The sequence below is a fragment of the Celeribacter ethanolicus genome, assembly GCF_001550095.1.
Classification (GTDB): domain Bacteria; phylum Pseudomonadota; class Alphaproteobacteria; order Rhodobacterales; family Rhodobacteraceae; genus Celeribacter; species Celeribacter ethanolicus.
The window spans coordinates 152279-168516 of sequence record NZ_LRUC01000036.1; the positions used below are offsets into that span (position 1 = coordinate 152279).

Annotated in this window: 25 protein-coding genes; 20 read left to right on the forward strand and 5 right to left on the reverse strand. The window is 61.3% G+C overall.

All coding sequences use genetic code 11. The features are described 5' to 3' along the window. Nucleotides 1-77 precede the first annotated feature (77 nt). From def (NH195_RS13695) to NH195_RS21245, 7 genes are read left to right on the forward strand one after another with little or no spacing between them, the layout of a single operon-like run. Nucleotides 78-599 (forward strand): peptide deformylase, encoded by a 522-nt coding sequence (gene def / locus NH195_RS13695; protein ID WP_066708059.1) that lies wholly within the window; start codon nucleotides 78-80, stop codon nucleotides 597-599. Continuing rightward, nucleotides 599-1090: a peptide deformylase gene (gene def, locus NH195_RS13700; protein WP_066707936.1), complete on the forward strand. Its 492-nt coding sequence runs from the start codon at nucleotides 599-601 to the stop codon at nucleotides 1088-1090. The genes def (NH195_RS13695) and def (NH195_RS13700) overlap by 1 nt, the downstream gene beginning before the upstream one ends. Beyond that, nucleotides 1087-1590 (forward strand): peptide deformylase, encoded by a 504-nt coding sequence (def, locus tag NH195_RS13705; RefSeq protein ID WP_066707939.1) that lies wholly within the window; start codon nucleotides 1087-1089, stop codon nucleotides 1588-1590. The genes def (NH195_RS13700) and def (NH195_RS13705) overlap by 4 nt, the downstream gene beginning before the upstream one ends. Further along, entirely contained in the window at nucleotides 1587-2492 is a 906-nt protein-coding gene (gene fmt, locus NH195_RS13710; protein WP_066707942.1) for a methionyl-tRNA formyltransferase, read from the forward strand. The genes def (NH195_RS13705) and fmt overlap by 4 nt, the downstream gene beginning before the upstream one ends. A gap of 10 nt (nucleotides 2493-2502) precedes the next feature. Next, entirely contained in the window at nucleotides 2503-2742 is a 240-nt protein-coding gene (locus NH195_RS13715) for a hypothetical protein (RefSeq protein WP_066707945.1), read from the forward strand. 4 nt (nucleotides 2743-2746) lie between these two features. Then, nucleotides 2747-2986: a GlsB/YeaQ/YmgE family stress response membrane protein gene (locus NH195_RS13720; protein WP_066707948.1), complete on the forward strand. Its 240-nt coding sequence runs from the start codon at nucleotides 2747-2749 to the stop codon at nucleotides 2984-2986. After that, the gene (locus NH195_RS21245) at nucleotides 2983-3120 is read left to right on the forward strand and encodes a hypothetical protein (RefSeq protein ID WP_155846179.1); all 138 of its coding nucleotides are present in this window, start codon (nucleotides 2983-2985) and stop codon (nucleotides 3118-3120) included. The genes NH195_RS13720 and NH195_RS21245 overlap by 4 nt, the downstream gene beginning before the upstream one ends. A gap of 4 nt (nucleotides 3121-3124) precedes the next feature. Here NH195_RS21245 and NH195_RS13725 read toward each other — a convergent pair whose 3' ends face one another. The 5 genes from NH195_RS13725 to NH195_RS13745 form a co-directional block, all read right to left on the reverse strand. Continuing rightward, the gene (locus NH195_RS13725; RefSeq protein WP_066707952.1) at nucleotides 3125-3748 is read right to left on the reverse strand and encodes a trimeric intracellular cation channel family protein; all 624 of its coding nucleotides are present in this window, start codon (nucleotides 3746-3748) and stop codon (nucleotides 3125-3127) included. Further along, nucleotides 3745-4206, reverse strand: a complete 462-nt coding sequence (gene rnhA, locus NH195_RS13730; RefSeq protein WP_066707956.1) for a ribonuclease HI — start codon at nucleotides 4204-4206, stop codon at nucleotides 3745-3747. The genes NH195_RS13725 and rnhA overlap by 4 nt, the downstream gene beginning before the upstream one ends. Continuing rightward, a complete protein-coding gene (locus NH195_RS13735) occupies nucleotides 4199-4792 on the reverse strand; it encodes a class I SAM-dependent DNA methyltransferase (protein WP_066707963.1) in 594 nt (197 codons plus the stop codon). The genes rnhA and NH195_RS13735 overlap by 8 nt, the downstream gene beginning before the upstream one ends. After that, on the reverse strand, nucleotides 4789-5769 hold the full coding sequence (gene ispH / locus NH195_RS13740) for a 4-hydroxy-3-methylbut-2-enyl diphosphate reductase (RefSeq protein WP_238379762.1): 981 nt from the start codon (nucleotides 5767-5769) through the stop codon (nucleotides 4789-4791). Before ispH ends, NH195_RS13735 begins: the two co-directional genes overlap by 4 nt. Nucleotides 5770-5865: 96 nt before the next feature. After that, nucleotides 5866-6426, reverse strand: a complete 561-nt coding sequence (locus NH195_RS13745; protein ID WP_066707965.1) for a LabA-like NYN domain-containing protein — start codon at nucleotides 6424-6426, stop codon at nucleotides 5866-5868. 138 nt (nucleotides 6427-6564) lie between these two features. Here NH195_RS13745 and folK point away from each other — a divergent pair, with 138 nt between their 5' ends. The 13 genes from folK (at nucleotide 6565) to recO (ending at nucleotide 16237) form a co-directional block, all read left to right on the forward strand. After that, nucleotides 6565-7173: a 2-amino-4-hydroxy-6-hydroxymethyldihydropteridine diphosphokinase gene (gene folK, locus NH195_RS13750; protein ID WP_066707967.1), complete on the forward strand. Its 609-nt coding sequence runs from the start codon at nucleotides 6565-6567 to the stop codon at nucleotides 7171-7173. Between the two features lie 96 nt (nucleotides 7174-7269). Further along, nucleotides 7270-7623: a DNA-directed RNA polymerase subunit omega gene (gene rpoZ / locus NH195_RS13755; RefSeq protein WP_066707970.1), complete on the forward strand. Its 354-nt coding sequence runs from the start codon at nucleotides 7270-7272 to the stop codon at nucleotides 7621-7623. A 45-nt stretch (nucleotides 7624-7668) separates the two neighbouring features. Next, the gene (locus tag NH195_RS13760) at nucleotides 7669-9786 is read left to right on the forward strand and encodes a RelA/SpoT family protein (RefSeq protein ID WP_066707973.1); all 2118 of its coding nucleotides are present in this window, start codon (nucleotides 7669-7671) and stop codon (nucleotides 9784-9786) included. 18 nt (nucleotides 9787-9804) lie between these two features. Further along, nucleotides 9805-10455 carry a DUF2062 domain-containing protein gene (locus NH195_RS13765; RefSeq protein ID WP_066707976.1) on the forward strand — a complete coding sequence of 217 codons (651 nt, stop codon included), beginning with the start codon at nucleotides 9805-9807 and terminating at the stop codon, nucleotides 10453-10455. Nucleotides 10456-10539: 84 nt separating this feature from the next. Next, nucleotides 10540-11286, forward strand: coding sequence for a pyridoxine 5'-phosphate synthase (locus NH195_RS13770; RefSeq protein WP_066707979.1), 747 nt, complete (start codon nucleotides 10540-10542; stop codon nucleotides 11284-11286). Nucleotides 11287-11303: 17 nt separating this feature from the next. Next, complete coding sequence (locus NH195_RS13775) at nucleotides 11304-11732, forward strand: ABZJ_00895 family protein (protein ID WP_066707982.1); 429 nt, start codon at nucleotides 11304-11306, stop codon at nucleotides 11730-11732. Between the two features lie 44 nt (nucleotides 11733-11776). Further along, the gene (locus NH195_RS13780) at nucleotides 11777-12223 is read left to right on the forward strand and encodes a hypothetical protein (RefSeq protein WP_066707985.1); all 447 of its coding nucleotides are present in this window, start codon (nucleotides 11777-11779) and stop codon (nucleotides 12221-12223) included. Then, the gene (gene acpS, locus NH195_RS13785; protein ID WP_066707988.1) at nucleotides 12220-12624 is read left to right on the forward strand and encodes a holo-ACP synthase; all 405 of its coding nucleotides are present in this window, start codon (nucleotides 12220-12222) and stop codon (nucleotides 12622-12624) included. Before NH195_RS13780 ends, acpS begins: the two co-directional genes overlap by 4 nt. 98 nt (nucleotides 12625-12722) lie before the next feature. Continuing rightward, nucleotides 12723-13505 carry a signal peptidase I gene (gene lepB / locus NH195_RS13790; protein ID WP_066707992.1) on the forward strand — a complete coding sequence of 261 codons (783 nt, stop codon included), beginning with the start codon at nucleotides 12723-12725 and terminating at the stop codon, nucleotides 13503-13505. Then, nucleotides 13502-14191, forward strand: a complete 690-nt coding sequence (rnc, locus tag NH195_RS13795; protein WP_066707994.1) for a ribonuclease III — start codon at nucleotides 13502-13504, stop codon at nucleotides 14189-14191. The genes lepB and rnc overlap by 4 nt, the downstream gene beginning before the upstream one ends. Next, nucleotides 14184-15098, forward strand: a complete 915-nt coding sequence (era, locus tag NH195_RS13800; protein ID WP_066707996.1) for a GTPase Era — start codon at nucleotides 14184-14186, stop codon at nucleotides 15096-15098. The genes rnc and era overlap by 8 nt, the downstream gene beginning before the upstream one ends. Next, complete coding sequence (locus NH195_RS13805) at nucleotides 15098-15430, forward strand: DUF1491 family protein (protein WP_066707999.1); 333 nt, start codon at nucleotides 15098-15100, stop codon at nucleotides 15428-15430. The genes era and NH195_RS13805 overlap by 1 nt, the downstream gene beginning before the upstream one ends. 63 nt (nucleotides 15431-15493) lie before the next feature. After that, nucleotides 15494-16237 carry a DNA repair protein RecO gene (recO, locus tag NH195_RS13810; protein WP_066708001.1) on the forward strand — a complete coding sequence of 248 codons (744 nt, stop codon included), beginning with the start codon at nucleotides 15494-15496 and terminating at the stop codon, nucleotides 16235-16237. Nucleotide 16238 lies beyond the last annotated feature (1 nt).

Consider the following 16238-nt stretch of genomic DNA (forward strand, 5'->3'; position numbering starts at 1 on the left):
AAAATCCTGCAGATGGGGCTGCGCGTTTTCGGCGCTGCACAGTTGCGCGGCATCGGCACAGGGATTACATGCAGGGCATGACACTGAAACCGATCCTCATTCACCCCGACCCGCGTCTGAAAAAGCATTGCGATCCCGTCACCGAGTTTGACAAGGATCTCGCACGGTTTGCCGACGATATGCTCGAGACCATGTACGATGCGCCCGGTATCGGTCTGGCCGCGCCGCAGGTCGGGCTGATCAAACGTATGCTCGTGATGGATTGCGCCAAGGACACCAAGGCCGGGCCGGAGCCGATGGTTCTGGTGAACCCCGAGGTGACGTGGAAAAGCGACGAGCGGAACGTCTATGAGGAGGGCTGTCTCTCCATCCCCGGCCAATATGCCGAGGTGGAACGCCCGAAAATGGTGCGCGTCAAATGGCAGGACGTTGAAGGCAAGGCGCATGAACAGGAGTTCGACGAGCTTTGGGCGACCTGTGTGCAGCATGAGATCGACCATCTCGACGGGGTTCTGTTCATCGACTATCTCAAGCCTTTGAAGCGTCAGATGATCACCCGCAAGATGCAGAAGTTCAAACGCGAGAAGGCTCGTCTCTGATGGCGCTGCGCGAGATCCTGCTCTGGCCGGATGCGCGGCTGAGCACGTCCTGCGCGCCGGTTGCCGAGATCACTGCGGACATCCGCGCCTTGGTGGCCGACATGTTCGACACGATGTATAACGCCCCCGGCCGGGGCCTCGCAGGGCCGCAGGTTGGCGCGATGCTGCGGCTTTTCGTGATGGATGCGACGTGGAAGGAAGGGGAGAAATCCCCTCTCGCCGCAATCAATCCCGAGATCACCGACCTGTCTGAGGACACTTGCGAAATGGACGAGGGCTGTCTTTCGATCCCCGGTATCACCGCGACCGTCACCCGCCCCGCGCGCATCACGCTCTCATGGACCGATCTCGACGGTTTGCGCCACACGCGCGAGATGAGCGGGGCCGAGGCGCGCATTATTCAGCACGAATACGACCATCTCGACGGACTTGTGCATTTCGACCGGCTCGACGCCAAGACCCGCGCCCGTCTCGAGGAGATTTACGCATGACCATCCGCCCCTTCGTGCCCTATCCCGACAAGCGCCTGAAAACCAAGGTGCCGCCGGTCGAGGCGATCACCGACGAGATCCGCGCGATCTGGGCCGATATGGTCGAGACCATGGACGCGATGCCGGGCTACGGTCTTGCCGGACCGCAGATCGGCGTGATGCAACAATTGGCCGTGGTCGATTGTTCGGAGGAGCGCGGCAAGGCGATCAAGTTTGCCAATCCCGAAGTGCTCCATGCCTCCGTGCAGCCGCGCGAACACGAGGAAGCCTCGCCGAACCTGCCCGGCATGGCCGCCGTGATCTCCCGCCCGCGCGCTGTCACCGTGCGGTTTCTCAACGAGGAGGGCGAGGTGGAAGAGCGCGATTTCGTCGGCCTCTGGGCGACTTCGGTGCAGCACCAGATCGACCACCTGAACGGCAAGATGTATTTCGACAATCTCAAGCCGGTGAAGCGTCAGATGTTCCTGAAAAAGGCCAAGAAAACCGGAGCGATGAAATGAAGATCGTTTTCATGGGCAGCCCCGAGTTTTCGGTTCCGGTGCTCGACGCGCTGGTCGAGGCGGGCCATGAGATCGCCTGCGTCTATTGCCAGCCGCCGCGTCCGGCGGGGCGCGGCAAGAAAGATCGCCCGACCCCGGTGCAAGCCCGCGCCGAGGAGCTTGGCCTGCCGGTGCGCCATCCGGTGAATTTCAAAGACCCGGCGGATGTCGCCGACTTCGCGGCGCTGAATGCCGAGATTGCCGTGGTCGTGGCCTATGGTCTGCTGTTGCCGCAGAGCATTCTCGATGCGCCCAAACGGGGCTGTCTCAACATCCATGCCTCTCTCCTGCCGCGTTGGCGGGGCGCCGCACCGATCCATCGCGCGATCCTCGAAGGCGACGACAAGACCGGCGTCTGCATCATGCAGATGGAGGCGGGGCTCGACACCGGCCCCGTTTTGCTGCGGCAGGAAACCGAGATCACGGCGGAGGATACCACCGCAATCCTGCATGACCGCCTGTCGGAGATGGGCGCGGATGCGATCACCGTGGCGCTTGACACGCTTGTTCAACTCGTCCCGGAGCCGCAGCCGGAGGACGGCGTCACCTACGCCAAGAAGATTGACAAAGCCGAGGCCAAGATCGACTGGACCCGTCCGGCGGTTGAAATCGACCGGCAAATCCGTGGCCTCTCGCCCTTTCCGGGCGCATGGGCCACGCTGAACGGCGAGCGGATCAAATTCCATATGTCGCGTCTGGTCGACGGCAAGGGTACTCCCGGCGAGGTGATTGGCACCTTCACGATCGCTTGCGGTGACGCCGCCGTCGAGATTCTCACCGCGCAGCGCGAGGGCAAACGTGCTATGCCGGTGGCGGAGATTTTGAAAGGGCTGGATCTGCCGGAGGGTAGCCGGTTCGAGTGAGGGCAAAGCCATGTTTCCAGTGATGATCGGCACCATCGTGATCGCGGGCATCGTCGGCTATGCCAGCGAGCGGACCGGCTTCACCCGCAACGGCATCCTGCCCTCAATCATCATCTGCGTTGGTGGCGCGTTTCTGGCCTATTTCATCCGGCTGATGTTCGGCATCGGATTCGGCTCTCCGGGGCTGAATGCCATCGCCTCCTCAATCGGCGCGCTGCTCATCGTGCCGACCCATTGGCGGAGGCGCTGATCTCATGCCGGTTCTCTTTCTGATCATCGTCGGGGCCGCTGCGGGCTTTATCGCGACCCGCATCATGGATCTGAAAACCGACCTGGTCACCACCGTGGTCATCGGTATGTTCGGTGCCTTGATCGGCGGGCTGGTGCTGCGTTTCCTGTTGATGCTCTCCGGCGTGGCTGCCGGTTTCGTCGGCGCGATCCTGGGTGCGATGCTGCTGATCTGGGTGTGGAAAGCGCTGAGTGCCCGGAAATGATCTGGCTTCTCTCCATCCCCGGCATGATTGCGCGCATCCTGTTCAGCCTTGCGCTCTGGCTGATGTTCCGCCCCGGAGGCTGGCTTGTCGCGTGTTGCCTCGCAGTGGCGGCAACCTGGTACATCAAGGTGTGACGCCTCAGTTCTTCGGTGGTCGCGATTTGTAGACGGGCAGGGACCAGCCCCAGGCGAGGCTGCCCGCGCGCAGAATGAATGTCACAATCGCGCAGATTGCAAAGCCCAAAAAGCGCGATAACTCAAAATGAGATGCAAGAAGCAGCGCCAGCGGACCGGCCAGCGCCGCCGAGGCATAAAGTTCACCGTGCTTGAGGATCAACGGCACTTCATTGCACACCACGTCCCGCATCATGCCGCCAAAGCATCCGGTCGCAACCCCCATCAGGGCGACGATCACTGGTGGTTGACCGAGCTTGAGCGCGACCCCCGCACCCGCCACCACGGCGACGGAAAGCGCCACCGCATCGGCCCAGAGCAGCGCTTTCTGTCGGCTCTCAAAGAGGTGCGCGGTAAAAAACACAACGGCCGCGACAAGGCAGGCGATGACGATATAGGTCGGATCGGCGATCCAGAACACCGCATCTCGGTTGAGCAGCACATCGCGCAATGTGCCCCCGCCCACGGCGGTCAGACAGGCGACGAAAGCGAATCCGACGAGATCAAGTTGAGCACGGGAGGCGGCCAAAGCGCCGGAAATCGCAAAGACGATGACCGAGGCGTAATCGAGGGCCGCCAGAGGTGTCATGTGGCACCCTTTTTGAACGGCGCCATACCCGCGCGGGCCAACTCATCGGCGCGCTCGTTTTCGGGATGCCCGGCGTGGCCCTTGACCCATTCCCAGGTCACATCATGCCGCTTTTGCGCCTCATCAATACGTTGCCAAAGATCGACATTCTTCACGGGTTTCTTGGCCGCAGTCTTCCAACCGTTGCGCTTCCAGCCGTGAATCCAGCCGGTGACACCGTTTTTCACATAGGCGCTGTCGGTGACGATGGTGATCGCGGTCGGTCGCCCGAGGGTTTCGAGCGCCGAGATCGCCGCGAGCAACTCCATGCGGTTGTTCGTGGTCTCCGCCTCGCCGCCCTTGAGCTCGCGTTCCTTGACGACCGTGTCGCCGTCCTTTGCCTGCAACAAGGCCCCCCAGCCCCCCGGGCCGGGATTTCCAGAGCAGGCTCCGTCGGTATATGCGTAGAATTCAGCCATGACAAAGCAGGGTGATATAGTGCCCGGCTGTGCCGTCAAGCCCCACACCGTCAAACAGGTGTTTCTCCATGATCTTGAAGCCCGCTGCACTGAGCAGGTCCTCAAGTTCGGCCTCACCATAATAGGTGTAATAGCGCCCGATCTTGTCCGGTCCCGCGCCCGTGCCGAGCTTCATTGCAATGTGAAACACACCGCTGGGCGTCAAGGCATGGTGAATGCGGGTGAGCAGATCGGGCAGGTCGGCGCGTTCGGCATGGAGCAGGCTGAAATTGGCCCAGACGCCATCAAAACGGCCTGTCTCGGACAGCTCGTTGAGCCGTGCCAGACGGGTGATAATGCCCTTATGCTGTGCAGCAAGGCGCAGCATTTCTGCGGATGCGTCCCAGGCATCGACGTGAAATCCCTGGTTGGCGAACCAGCCGGAATATTGTCCGGGTCCGCAGCCGAAATCGAGAATACGCGCGGCTTCGGGGAGTTTGTTTGCGAAGGCTTGCGCCTGCGGCAATTCAAAAAGCTCGGCATTGCGAGCAGCATAGGCCCCGGCCTGGGCATCGTAGATCGCAATGGTCGGATCGCCCCCGCTCATGCAGGCTCCCGCAGCACACGGGGCACTTTGAATTCGACGTTTTCCTGCGCGGTTTCCACCAGATCGACAGTTACATCGTACCGGTCGCGAAAGGCGTCGATCACCTCGTTGACCAGCACCTCGGGGGCTGAAGCGCCCGCGGTGATGCCGACAGAAGTAATGCCTTCGAGCGCGCGCCAGTCGATGTCGGGCGCGCGTTGCACAAGTTGGGAATAGGCGCAGCCATTGGCCTTGCCCACTTCGACCAGACGTTTGCTGTTCGAACTGTTGGGTGCCCCGATCACCAGAAGGGCGTCGATATGTGAGGCAATCGCTTTGACCGCCGCCTGCCGGTTGGTTGTGGCATAACAGATGTCTTCCTTGTGTGGGCCGACAATATTCGGGAAGCGCGCGCGTAGCGCTGCGATCACATCGACCGTATCATCCACCGACAATGTCGTCTGGGTGATAAAGGCCATCCGCTCCGGATCACGCACCTCAAGCCCCGGCACATCGTCGGGCGTTTCGACCAGAAGAACCTCGCCCTCGGGCAATTGCCCCATGGTGCCGATGGTCTCCGGGTGGCCGGCATGACCGATCATGATCATCTGAAGCCCGTCGGCGTGATGGCGCTCCGCCTCGATGTGGACCTTGGACACCAGCGGACAGGTGGCGTCGACATAGACCATCTCGCGCTTGGCGGCCTCTGCCGGTATGGCTTTCGGCACGCCATGGGCGGAAAAGATCACCGGGCGGTCATCGGGACAGTCGCTCAGTTCCTCGACGAAGATCGCGCCCTTGGCCTTGAGACCGTCGACAACGAATTTGTTGTGGACGATCTCATGACGGACATAGACCGGCGGACCCCATTTCTCGATCGCCATTTCGACGATCTTGATCGCACGGTCGACACCGGCGCAGAACCCGCGCGGGGCGGCGAGGTAGAGGGTCAACGGGGGCTTGGGGGTGGTTTCGGTCATGGGGGTCGTATCGGTCATGGCGCGCTCCTGATCTTTTTCAGAGGTAGCGGCGAACGTGTCCGAGTGCAACGACCGGGAAAGCAAAAGCCCCCTCGGGGAAGGGGGCTTTCGGGATCAGTTCTCGTAGCTGTCGTCGTCGCGCGGCTCGCGCGGCGGGCGCCCGATCACATCCTTGAGATCGTTCAGCTCGATGAAATTGTCGGCCTGGCGGCGCAGCTCATCGGCGATCATCGGCGGCTGGGTCTTGATCGTGGAGACCACGGAGACGCGCACGCCCTGGCGTTGCAGGCTTTCGACCAGCGGGCGGAAATCGCCGTCGCCGGAGAAGATCACGATGTGATCGACATGGGGCGCAAGCTCCATCGCATTCACCGCGAGCTCGATGTCCATGTTGCCCTTGATCTTGCGGCGACCCATCGAGTCGGTGAACTCCTTGGCGGGCTTCGTGACCATGGTGAACCCGTTGTAGTTCAGCCAGTCGACCAGCGGACGGATCGGCGAATAGTCGTCGTTTTCCAGAAGGGCGGTGTAGTAAAAAGCGCGCAGAAGTTTGCCGCGACGCATGAATTCCTGTCGGAGAAGTTTGTAATCGATATCGAATCCAAGCGATTTCGCTGCCGCATAAAGATTCGAACCATCGATGAACAAGGCAAGCCGTTCATCTTTGTAAAACATCTAAAGGTCCTTTTATCTTGTCTTTTTTGGACGACCGCTGGACGCGGCACGTCAGTTGTTCTTGGCTTTCTGCACAGTGAAATAGTATGAAACCGGCCAAATCAACACTTGTCTAAATATATAGGGCGAACGGGTCAGGTGGGTAAACAAACCGACAACTGGGCAAAAAGGCGCGCATGGATTGCGTTTGGGGCGAATCTGCCGTCGACCGCCGGCGCGCCGATCGAGACATTGCGCGCGGCTGTGCGCGATTTGAAGGACGCAGATCTTGCGATCACGGCGGTGAGCGGCATTTACGAGACCCCCTGTTTCCCGAAAGGGGCTGGGCCGGATTACATCAATTTCGCCGCCGAGATCGAGACAAGCCTCGCCCCGGAGGCGCTTCTTGCCCGTCTCCATGAGGTTGAGCATTCCTTCGGCCGGGTGCGCAAGATCCGCTGGGCCGGGCGTCCGATCGATCTCGATCTGATGGCGGTGGAGGACGAGGTTCTGCCCGACATCGCTTCTGTGAACAGTTGGATCACACTGCCTTTGGCCGAGCAGAGCGTGCGCGCCCCGGACCAACTGATCCTGCCGCATCCGCGCATTCAGGACCGGGCTTTCATGCTGATTCCCTTCGCCGATCTCGCGCCCGACTGGCGTCACCCGATCCTCGGACAAACCGTGGCGGAGATGCTCGCGTCCCGTCCCGAGGTGGAGAAATCCGAGGTGAAACCCCTCGCAGGCCTCGAAATCCTGCCCGAATAGGGGTAGAATGAGTGGAAAGGGCGCTTGTCAAGGGCGGGGGGAGCGCCTAAATAGAGCCTTTGAATTGCACCCCCCGTCTGAACGATTGGAGATCCCATGGCCCGCGTGACCGTTGAAGATTGCGTCGACAAGGTTCCGAACCGCTTCGAGCTCGTGATGCTCGCCGCACACCGTGCCCGCGAAATCGCCGCAGGCTCCTCGCTGACCGTGGATCGCGACAACGACAAGAACCCGGTCGTCGCTCTGCGCGAGATCGCCGAGGAAACCCAATCCGCCGACGCGCTGCGCGAGCGGATGATCGAAAGCCATCAGACCCAGATCGAGGTCGATGAGCCGGAAGACGATCAGATGGCGCTTCTCATGGGGCAAGAGGCCGACAAGCCGGTCGAGGACGACATGTCCGAAGAGAAACTGCTGCGCGCGCTGATGGAAGCGCAGGGTCAAAACTAAGATGCGGGGCCCTATGGCCCCAATCCACGGAGTTCGCGGACCAAAATGATCGACGTCGAAGACCTGATCGCACTGGTCCGCAACTACAACCCCAAGACAAATGCCGATCTGATCCGCGAGGCCTATGCCTACGGGCGCGAGATGCATGAGGGGCAGTTCCGCCGCTCCGGGGAGCCCTATTTCACCCATCCCGTCGCCGTGGCCGCCATCCTGACCGAGCAATCGCTCGACGATGCGACGATCATCACGGCACTTCTCCACGACACGATCGAAGACACCCGCGCCTCTTATCAGGAGGTCGCGCGCAAGTTCGGTGAAGAGATCGCGGAGCTGGTCGATGGGGTGACGAAGCTTACCAACCTGCAACTCTCCTCGACAGAGACCAAACAGGCGGAAAACTTCCGCAAGCTGTTCATGGCGATGTCGAAGGACCTGCGGGTGATCCTCGTCAAACTCGCCGACCGTCTGCACAACATGCGGACGATCAAGTCGATGCGCCCGGAGAAACAGCTCCAGAAAGCGCGCGAGACCATGGACATCTATGCGCCTCTGGCGGGCCGCATGGGGATGCAATGGATGCGCGAGGAGTTGGAGGATCTGTCTTTCCGCGTCATCAACCCGGAGGCGCGCAACTCGATCATCCGCCGCTTCATCACGCTGCAACGCGAAACCGGCGATGTGATTCACAAGATCACCAATGACATCCGTGCCGAGTTGGAGCGCGAGGACATCGACGCCGACGTGTTCGGACGGGCCAAGAAACCCTATTCGATCTGGCGCAAGATGGAGGAGAAGCAACAGAGTTTCTCCCGTCTCTCCGACATTTACGGTTTCCGTGTCATCACCCGATCCGAGATGGATTGCTACCGTGTCCTCGGTGTGATCCACCAGCGCTGGCGCGCCGTGCCGACCCGGTTCAAAGATTACATCTCCCAGCCGAAATCCAACGGTTACCGGTCGATCCACACCACCGTGTCGGGACGCGACGGCAAACGTGTCGAGGTGCAGATCCGCACCCGGCAGATGCACGAAGTTGCCGAAAGTGGCGTGGCCGCGCACTGGTCCTATCGCGACGGTGTGCGGGCGCAGAACCCCTTTGCCGTCGATCCGGCGAAATGGCTGGCCAGCCTCACAGAGCGCTTCGAGAATGCGGAGGATCACTCCGAATTCCTCGAGCACGTCAAGCTGGAGATGTATTCCGACAAGGTCTTCACCTTCACGCCGAAGGGCGAGGTGGTGTCCCTGCCGAAAGGTGCAACGCCACTGGATTACGCCTATTCGATCCACACCCGCATCGGCGACAGTTGCGTGGGCGCCAAGGTGGACGGCATCCGTGTACCGCTCTGGACCCGGCTGAAAAACGGCCAGTCGGTGGAAATTCTCACGGCCGAGGGCCAGCGTCCGCAGGGCACCTGGCTTGACATCGTCGTGACCGGTCGCGCCAAGGCGGCGATCCGCAAGTCCCTGCGCGAAGAGGACCGCGAACGCTTCGTCAAACTGGGCCGCGAACTGGCCCGCGTGGCGTTTGAGCATGTTGGCAAGAAAGCGTCCGAGAAGGCTCTGGCGACGGCTGCGAAACAGATGTCTCTGGGCTCTGCCGAAGAGCTTCTGGCCCGGCTCGGGTCTGCCGAGCTTGCCGCCTCCGACGTGGTGCGCACGGTCTATCCGGAGCTGGTGCGCGAAAGCTCAGCCATCGATTCGAAACGTGCGGTTCTGGGCCTCTCCGAGGGCGAAAGCTACAACCGTGCGCAATGTTGCCAACCGGTTCCGGGCGAACGCATCGTCGGTATCACCTATCGCGGCAAGGGCGTGGTGATCCACGCCATCGACTGCCCCTCGCTCGAGGAGCTTGAGACCGAGACCAACCGCTGGATCGACCTGCAATGGCATTCCGGGCCGCATGCGCCGGAGTATACCGTTTCGCTCGACATCACGATCTCGAACGACACCGGGGTGCTCGGGCGGATCTGTACGCTGATCGGCGAGCAAAAGGCAAATATCTCGGACCTGCGCTTCGAGGATCGCAAGCCCGATTTCTACCGGCTGATTGTCGATGTGGACCTGCGGGACGTCGAGCATCTCCATGCGGTGATGCTGGCGCTCGAGGCGGAAAGTGATGTGGCACGGGTGCGCCGGTACAGGAACTTGGACAGGCGGCCCTGAGCGGCCACGGGAGAGACGTTGGTTTTCAAACGCCGGGATAAGCTGACGCCGCAGCAATGGCTGGCGCAAGCCCTCTGGCCGAAGCGCGGCTGGGGGCGGGCCGTGCAATACATGAAACACCGGCTGCACCGTCTTCCCGACACGCCACACAAAATCGCCCGGGGCGTTTTCGCTGGCGTCTTTACCGTCTTCACCCCGTTCTTCGGTCTGCATTTCATCATCGCGGCGCTTCTGGCCAAGCTGATGCGCGGCAATGTGATCGCCGCCTTGCTCGCGACCTTCGTCGGCAACCCGCTGACCTATGTGCCGATCGGGGTGATCTCGCTCAAGATGGGGCATTTCCTCTTGGGCACCCGGTTCGATCCGCATCACGAGCGCAGTTTCATCGGCAAGTTTTTTGATGCCGCCGACGATTTCTGGCGCAATTTCCTCGCGCTTTTCACCGATCGTGACAGCAACTGGGACGCGCTGATCCGTTTTCTGCACGAGATCTTCTTTCCCTATCTCGTGGGCGGCATCATTCCCGGTCTCATTGCGGGGCTTGCGGCCTATTATGTCACCCTGCCGATGATCACCGCCTATCAGGCGCGGCGTCGCGGCAAGCTCAAGGCCAAGCTCGAAGAGCTGCGCCGCAAGAAGCAGGCCAGGAAAACCGCGCACAAGCCTTGATCGAAGCCATTCGCATTTGTCGGTTTTCTTTCCCGGCCCGCGCGCTATGGTCCGGCCACACGCAAACCGTCTGGGAATAGGATCATGAGTGGGAAACTCCGTCTTGGCATGAACATCGACCACGTCGCCACCGTGCGCAATGCGCGCGGCTCGGCCTACCCGGACCCGGTGCGTGCCGCGAAACTTGCCGAAGAGGCGGGGGCCGATGGCATCACCGCCCATTTGCGCGAAGACCGCCGCCACATCACCGATACCGACATTGAGGCGCTGGTGTCGAACCTGTCGGTGCCCTTGAACCTCGAGATGGCTGCCACCGACGAGATGCAGAAAATTGCCCTGCGTCACAAACCGCATGCGATCTGTCTCGTGCCCGAGAAGCGCGAGGAGCGCACCACCGAAGGCGGGCTTGAAGTGGCACGCGAGGAAAACCGGCTGGCGCATTTCATTGCGCCTCTGCGCGATGCGGGCTCTCGCGTGTCGATCTTCATCGCCGCTGACCAGCCACAGATCGAAGCCGCGCATCGCATCGGCGCCGCCGTCGTCGAACTGCACACCGGCGCCTATTGCGATCTTCATGCGGAGGGCAAATTTGCCGAGCGAGACGACGAACTCAAGCGCCTGACGGACATGGCGGCCTTTGCGCATTCGCTGGGGCTTGAGGTCCATGCCGGTCACGGTCTGACCTATGACACCGTGCAACCCATTGCTGCCCTGCCGGAAATCGCCGAACTGAACATCGGCCATTTCCTCATTGGCGAGGCGATTTTCCGCGGTATCATCCCGGCGATTCAGGAAATGCGGCGCCTGATGGACGAGGTGCGCGCGGGTTAAGTCGAAAGGGTAAAGAGATGAAAGTGTTGCGTTATACGGGAATCCTGATTGGCCTCTCCATCCTGGTCGGAATTGTTCTTGCGCTTCTGGAGAACCTGCTGGGGCTCAATGGCGGCACCGCCGCCGGGATTGCCGCCGTCATCGGGGCAGCCTCTTTCGAGGGGAATTTCTTCGCCAGGAAAGAGGGGCATGTGCCTGAGAAAGCAGAGAAACGTGCCTTTGCCCGGATGGCGACGCTGGTCAATCTGGCGTTTGGTGCGCTTGTCTTTCTGGGCTTGTTATTCACGATTCCGGAGTTGCGCAATCCGATGGCGATTGTGCCTCTGGTCGTTCTGTCGGTCCTGCTTCTTCTTGTGGTCTATTATGCCAGCGGTTGGTTCTTTGCCCAAAGCGCTAAGAACTGGCTCAAGGCGGACGCGAAGAAACGCGCAAAGTCGCAGGGTTGAGTTTGCCGTTTGTCTGGCGTTTCCATCAGGATAGGTTGACCGGTATGAAACGGCTCGCTCTGCTCCTTCCCCTTGTCGCCTCTCCCGCCTTTGCCGCGGAGATCGCGCCTTGCGACTGGCGCGCCTCAAGCGCGGCTCTTGTCGAGCCCTGGGAAGACAACAGCCGCAGTTTCGCCAATGGCGCGATCCGCGTGGCCCTGCTCGACACGGTCGAACCGGCAGCCGCCGCGTTTCATCTCCTGATCCTGACCCCGCCTTACACGGCGCTGGGCGAACGTCAGTGCCATGTGATCTCTGCGGCGCAAGACATGGGCTATCTCTCGCTCGATTTCGCGGGGCTGAATGCGCATTACGATCCCGCGACGGGCCTGACGCTGGACCTGCCGGGGGAACGCTATGAAGGGGAGGAGGCCCTGCCCGTGACCCTCACCGTGCGGATTGATCAAAGCGCGCCCGATCTTCTCGTCTCCGAAGAGGTTCGCGTCGAATGATCCTCGGCATCGGCTCCGATCTCGCCAATATCGACCGCATTTCCGCGACGCTCGACCGCTTTGGCGAGCGCTTCAAGAACCGTGTGTTCACCGAGATCGAACAGGCCAAGGCCGAACGCCGCCGCGATGTCGCGGGCACCTATGCCAAGCGCTGGGCCGCCAAGGAAGCCTGTTCCAAGGCGCTGGGCACCGGACTGGCCATGGGCATCTCGTGGAAGGACATGGCGGTCAAGAACCTGCGTACCGGGCAGCCGGTGATGGAGGTCACGGGCTGGGCGAAAGAGCGTCTCGACGAGATGACGCCGCCGGGGCACGAGGCGATCATCCATGTCACGCTCACCGACGATCACCCCTGGGCGCAGGCGTTTGTGGTGATCGAGGCCCGTCCGATCGCGGAATAACCCCGAAAACCCCGCCTTCACGGGCGTTTGCCTTGACTCCCCTCCGTGCGCCTTTCATATCCCGCAGAAGGTAAAACCGTTCCCCAAAGGAAGAGCAGATGAGCAGCGCCAAGGACAGCCTGACCGAAACCGTCAAAACAGTGGTCTATGCGCTGTTGATCGCGGGGATTTTCCGCACCTTCTTCTTTCAGCCCTTCTTTATTCCCTCGTCTTCGATGAAGGACACGCTGTTGATCGGGGATTTCCTCTTCGTCAACAAGATGAGCTACGGCTATTCGCAATGGTCCTGTCCGAAGATCGTGAATTTCCTCTGCCCGATTTCCGGCCGCATCCTCGGCTCCGAGCCTGAGCGCGGCGACATCGTCGTCTTCGAACATCCGACCGAGCACCGCACCTTCGTCAAACGCCTGATCGGCCTGCCGGGCGATCAGGTGCAGCTTCGTGATGGGGTGATCTTCCTCAATGGCGAGGAAGTGCCGCAGACGCCCGATGGTGTGTTCGTCGAGACCTATGAAAGACAGGGGGCCGCGGGTCATTTCCCGGCCTGTGCAAACACGCCCGGCGAAGGCGGCGATTGCATCAAGGAAAAATACATCGAAACACTGCCCGGCGGGCGTCAGCATTCGGTCCTGAACATCCGCGACATCTCGCTCGACAACACGGCGGTCTACACCGTGCCCGCAGGCAATTACTTCTTCATGGGCGACAACCGTGACAACTCCGCCGACAGCCGTCTGGCCCCATCGGCGCGCGGTGTCGGTTTCGTCCCCGAAGAATACCTCCTGGGCAAGGTCAACCGCGTGATGTTCTCCGCAGCCGGTAAACGTCTGGTCTATTTCTGGACCTGGCGCAAAGACCGTTTCTTCAAGGCGCTGCAGTGAAGATCTCCGCCGATATCCAGGCGTTCCAGGCGCGGCTCGGGCATGAGTTCTCTCAGCCCGAACTGCTTCTGCGCGCACTCACCCACAGCTCGATCTCCTCGCCGACCCGTCCCGACAACCAGCGTCTCGAATTCCTGGGCGACCGTGTTCTGGGCCTGACCATGGCGGAGGCTTTGTTCGAGGCCGACAAATCCGCCTCCGAAGGTCAGCTCGCGCCCCGGTTCAACGCGCTGGTGCGCAAGGAAACCTGTGCCGACGTGGCCCGCCAGATCGACCTTGGCGCCGTGTTGAAGCTGGGCCGGTCCGAGATGATGTCGGGCGGGCGCCGCAAAGAGGCGTTGCTCGCCGACGCCATGGAGGCGGTGATCGCCGCAGTCTACCGCGATGCCGGGTTCGATGTGGCGAAGGCTCTGGTGCGCAGGCTTTGGGGCAAACGCATCGACCGGGTCGAGGATGACGCCCGCGATCCGAAAACCGCGCTTCAGGAATGGGCGCAGGCTCGGGGGCAGAAGCCGCCGAAATACACCGAGGTCTCCCGCAAGGGCCCGGATCATGCGCCGGTGTTCACCATCGAGGTGACGTTGGAAAGCGGCGAGGCGGAGCGCTCCGAGGCGAATTCCAAACGACAAGCCGAACAAGCCGCCGCCAAGGCGCTTTTGCAAAAACTGGAGGCCGCACATGGCTGAGACCACCCGGGCGGGCTTTGTTGCCCTGATCGGCGAACCCAATGCCGGGAAATCCACCCTTCTGAACCGTATGGTCGGGGCCAAGGTATCGATTGTCACCCATAAGGTGCAGACCACACGCGCCCGCATTCGCGGCGTTGCGATGGAAGGCGACAGCCAGATCGTCTTCGTCGACACGCCGGGGATTTTCAAACCCAAACGTCGGCTGGACCGCGCCATGGTCTCTGCCGCCTGGGGCGGCGCTGCGGATGCCGATGTCGTCGTGTTGCTGATCGAGGCGCACAAAGGCATCACCGAAGGCGTCGAGGCCATTCTGGCCGCGCTCGACGAGCATTCGAACCCGAAACAGAAAATCGCCTTGGCGATCAATAAGATCGACATGGTGGACGTGGAGAAACTCCTCGCCCTGGCCAAGGACATGAACGAACGCCGCAGCTTCGTGGAGACTTTCATGATCTCCGCCGAGAAGGGCAAAGGTGTCGACGATCTGCGCAAATGGCTCGCCCGCGAGTTGCCGGAGGGGCCGTGGCTCTATCCCGAGGATCAGATCGCCGATCTGCCGATGCGGATGATCGCCGCCGAGATCACGCGCGAGAAGCTGACCCTCAACCTGCATCAGGAACTGCCCTATCAGCTCACCGTCGAGACCGAGCAATGGGAGGAGCGCAAGGACGGTTCCGCCCGCGTCGATCAGGTGATCTACGTGTCGCGTGACGGTCACAAGGGCATCATTCTCGGTAAGCGTGGCGAAACGATCAAACGCATTTCACGCGCCGCGCGTGAGGAATTGGCGGAGTTTCTGGGTCGCAAGGTGCATTTGTTTTTGCAAGTCAAAGTGCGCCCGAACTGGCTGGAAGAGGCCGAGCGCTACGGCGAAATGGGTCTCGATTTCAAAGACGGCAACTGATGGCGCGGCTGACGGCAGATGTCTGGGTCTCGGCCTATCTGACGCGTCTGCGGCTTGCCGATATTCCGGCTTTTGTGGTGAAAAAAGGCGACGCCACGGCGGGCGCCGTGATGGTCAAGCTCAACACGCTGGACGGGCAGGCCAAGGCGTTTCAGCGCGAGTTCAACCTGATGGAAGACCGCCGCGAATGGGGCCTTCTGGCCGAGGGCGAAGAACGCGCGGTAGACGCTTCGCTCGCCAAACAACGATCTTTCGATCCCGATCTGTGGATTATCGAGGTGGAGGACCGTTTGGGTCGTACGCTTTTGGATGAGCCGGGCCTCGGTGATTGACCCCGCGCCCTTCGCAGGTCAGTGTTTTATGAGTATTTTTGCCAACGAAAAGCCGGAAGACGCATGATCGAGTGGCGCGATGAAGGGGTGGTTCTATCCGTCCGCAAACATGGCGAGACCTCGGTGATTGTCGAGGTGTTTACGCAGGAGCACGGCCGTCACGCGGGGGTAGTACGGGGGGGCATCTCGCGCAAGATGACGCCGCATTTGCAGCCCGGTGGGCAGGTCGCGGTCACTTGGAAGGCGCGGATCGAGGATCACCTCGGAAGCTTTACTTTCGAGCCGGTGAAAAGCCGCGCGCATGTGCTGAATGATCCCATGGCGCTTGCCGGGATGACGGCGATGACCGCGATGCTCTCACAGCTTTTGCCAGAGCGCGAACCCCATGGCTATCTCTATGTCGACAGCCTCGCGCTGTTCGACCGCATCGGCACCGACCCGATGTGGCCTTTGGCCTATCTGCATTGGGAGGTCTCGTTGTTGGAGGAGCTGGGCTTCGGTCTCGACCTCTCGTCCTGTGCCGTGACCGGCTCGCCGGACGATCTGATTTATGTCTCGCCCAAGACGGGTCGTGCCGTCTCGCGGCAGGGGGCGGGCGACTGGGCGGACCGGCTTTTACCGCTGCCGCAGTGTCTTCTCGGCCAGTCCTCTTTGGATTTCACAGAGATCGGGCAGGGATTACAGACCACCGGTCACTTCCTTGCCAAGATCGTCGCCGAGCTGTCGGACAAGGCCCTGCCTGCCGCGCGCAACCGGTTTCTCGATCGGCTCGCGAAAAAGGCGGCGCAGGAGGCACCGCCTTTTTGAA

Excerpts from the sequence above, each read along its gene's own strand:
- recO (WP_066708001.1), top strand. The coding sequence starts at position 15,494 with ATGATCGAGTGGCGCGATGAAGGGGTGGTTCTATCCGTCCGCAAACAT.
- NH195_RS13760 (WP_066707973.1), top strand. The coding sequence starts at position 7,669 with ATGATCGACGTCGAAGACCTGATCGCACTGGTCCGCAACTACAACCCC.
- def (WP_066707939.1), top strand. The coding sequence starts at position 1,087 with ATGACCATCCGCCCCTTCGTGCCCTATCCCGACAAGCGCCTGAAAACC.
- NH195_RS13780 (WP_066707985.1), top strand. The coding sequence starts at position 11,777 with ATGAAACGGCTCGCTCTGCTCCTTCCCCTTGTCGCCTCTCCCGCCTTT.
- def (WP_066707936.1), top strand. The coding sequence starts at position 599 with ATGGCGCTGCGCGAGATCCTGCTCTGGCCGGATGCGCGGCTGAGCACG.
- ispH (WP_238379762.1), bottom strand. The coding sequence starts at position 5,769 with ATGACCGATACGACCCCCATGACCGAAACCACCCCCAAGCCCCCGTTG.
- NH195_RS13715 (WP_066707945.1), top strand. The coding sequence starts at position 2,503 with ATGTTTCCAGTGATGATCGGCACCATCGTGATCGCGGGCATCGTCGGC.
- NH195_RS13775 (WP_066707982.1), top strand. The coding sequence starts at position 11,304 with ATGAAAGTGTTGCGTTATACGGGAATCCTGATTGGCCTCTCCATCCTG.
- NH195_RS13770 (WP_066707979.1), top strand. The coding sequence starts at position 10,540 with ATGAGTGGGAAACTCCGTCTTGGCATGAACATCGACCACGTCGCCACC.
- NH195_RS13725 (WP_066707952.1), bottom strand. The coding sequence starts at position 3,748 with ATGACACCTCTGGCGGCCCTCGATTACGCCTCGGTCATCGTCTTTGCG.
- NH195_RS13720 (WP_066707948.1), top strand. The coding sequence starts at position 2,747 with ATGCCGGTTCTCTTTCTGATCATCGTCGGGGCCGCTGCGGGCTTTATC.
- rnhA (WP_066707956.1), bottom strand. The coding sequence starts at position 4,206 with ATGGCTGAATTCTACGCATATACCGACGGAGCCTGCTCTGGAAATCCC.
- NH195_RS13805 (WP_066707999.1), top strand. The coding sequence starts at position 15,098 with ATGGCGCGGCTGACGGCAGATGTCTGGGTCTCGGCCTATCTGACGCGT.
- NH195_RS13745 (WP_066707965.1), bottom strand. The coding sequence starts at position 6,426 with ATGTTTTACAAAGATGAACGGCTTGCCTTGTTCATCGATGGTTCGAAT.
- lepB (WP_066707992.1), top strand. The coding sequence starts at position 12,723 with ATGAGCAGCGCCAAGGACAGCCTGACCGAAACCGTCAAAACAGTGGTC.
- def (WP_066708059.1), top strand. The coding sequence starts at position 78 with ATGACACTGAAACCGATCCTCATTCACCCCGACCCGCGTCTGAAAAAG.
- NH195_RS13735 (WP_066707963.1), bottom strand. The coding sequence starts at position 4,792 with ATGAGCGGGGGCGATCCGACCATTGCGATCTACGATGCCCAGGCCGGG.
- era (WP_066707996.1), top strand. The coding sequence starts at position 14,184 with ATGGCTGAGACCACCCGGGCGGGCTTTGTTGCCCTGATCGGCGAACCC.
- rpoZ (WP_066707970.1), top strand. The coding sequence starts at position 7,270 with ATGGCCCGCGTGACCGTTGAAGATTGCGTCGACAAGGTTCCGAACCGC.
- fmt (WP_066707942.1), top strand. The coding sequence starts at position 1,587 with ATGAAGATCGTTTTCATGGGCAGCCCCGAGTTTTCGGTTCCGGTGCTC.
- acpS (WP_066707988.1), top strand. The coding sequence starts at position 12,220 with ATGATCCTCGGCATCGGCTCCGATCTCGCCAATATCGACCGCATTTCC.
- NH195_RS21245 (WP_155846179.1), top strand. The coding sequence starts at position 2,983 with ATGATCTGGCTTCTCTCCATCCCCGGCATGATTGCGCGCATCCTGTTC.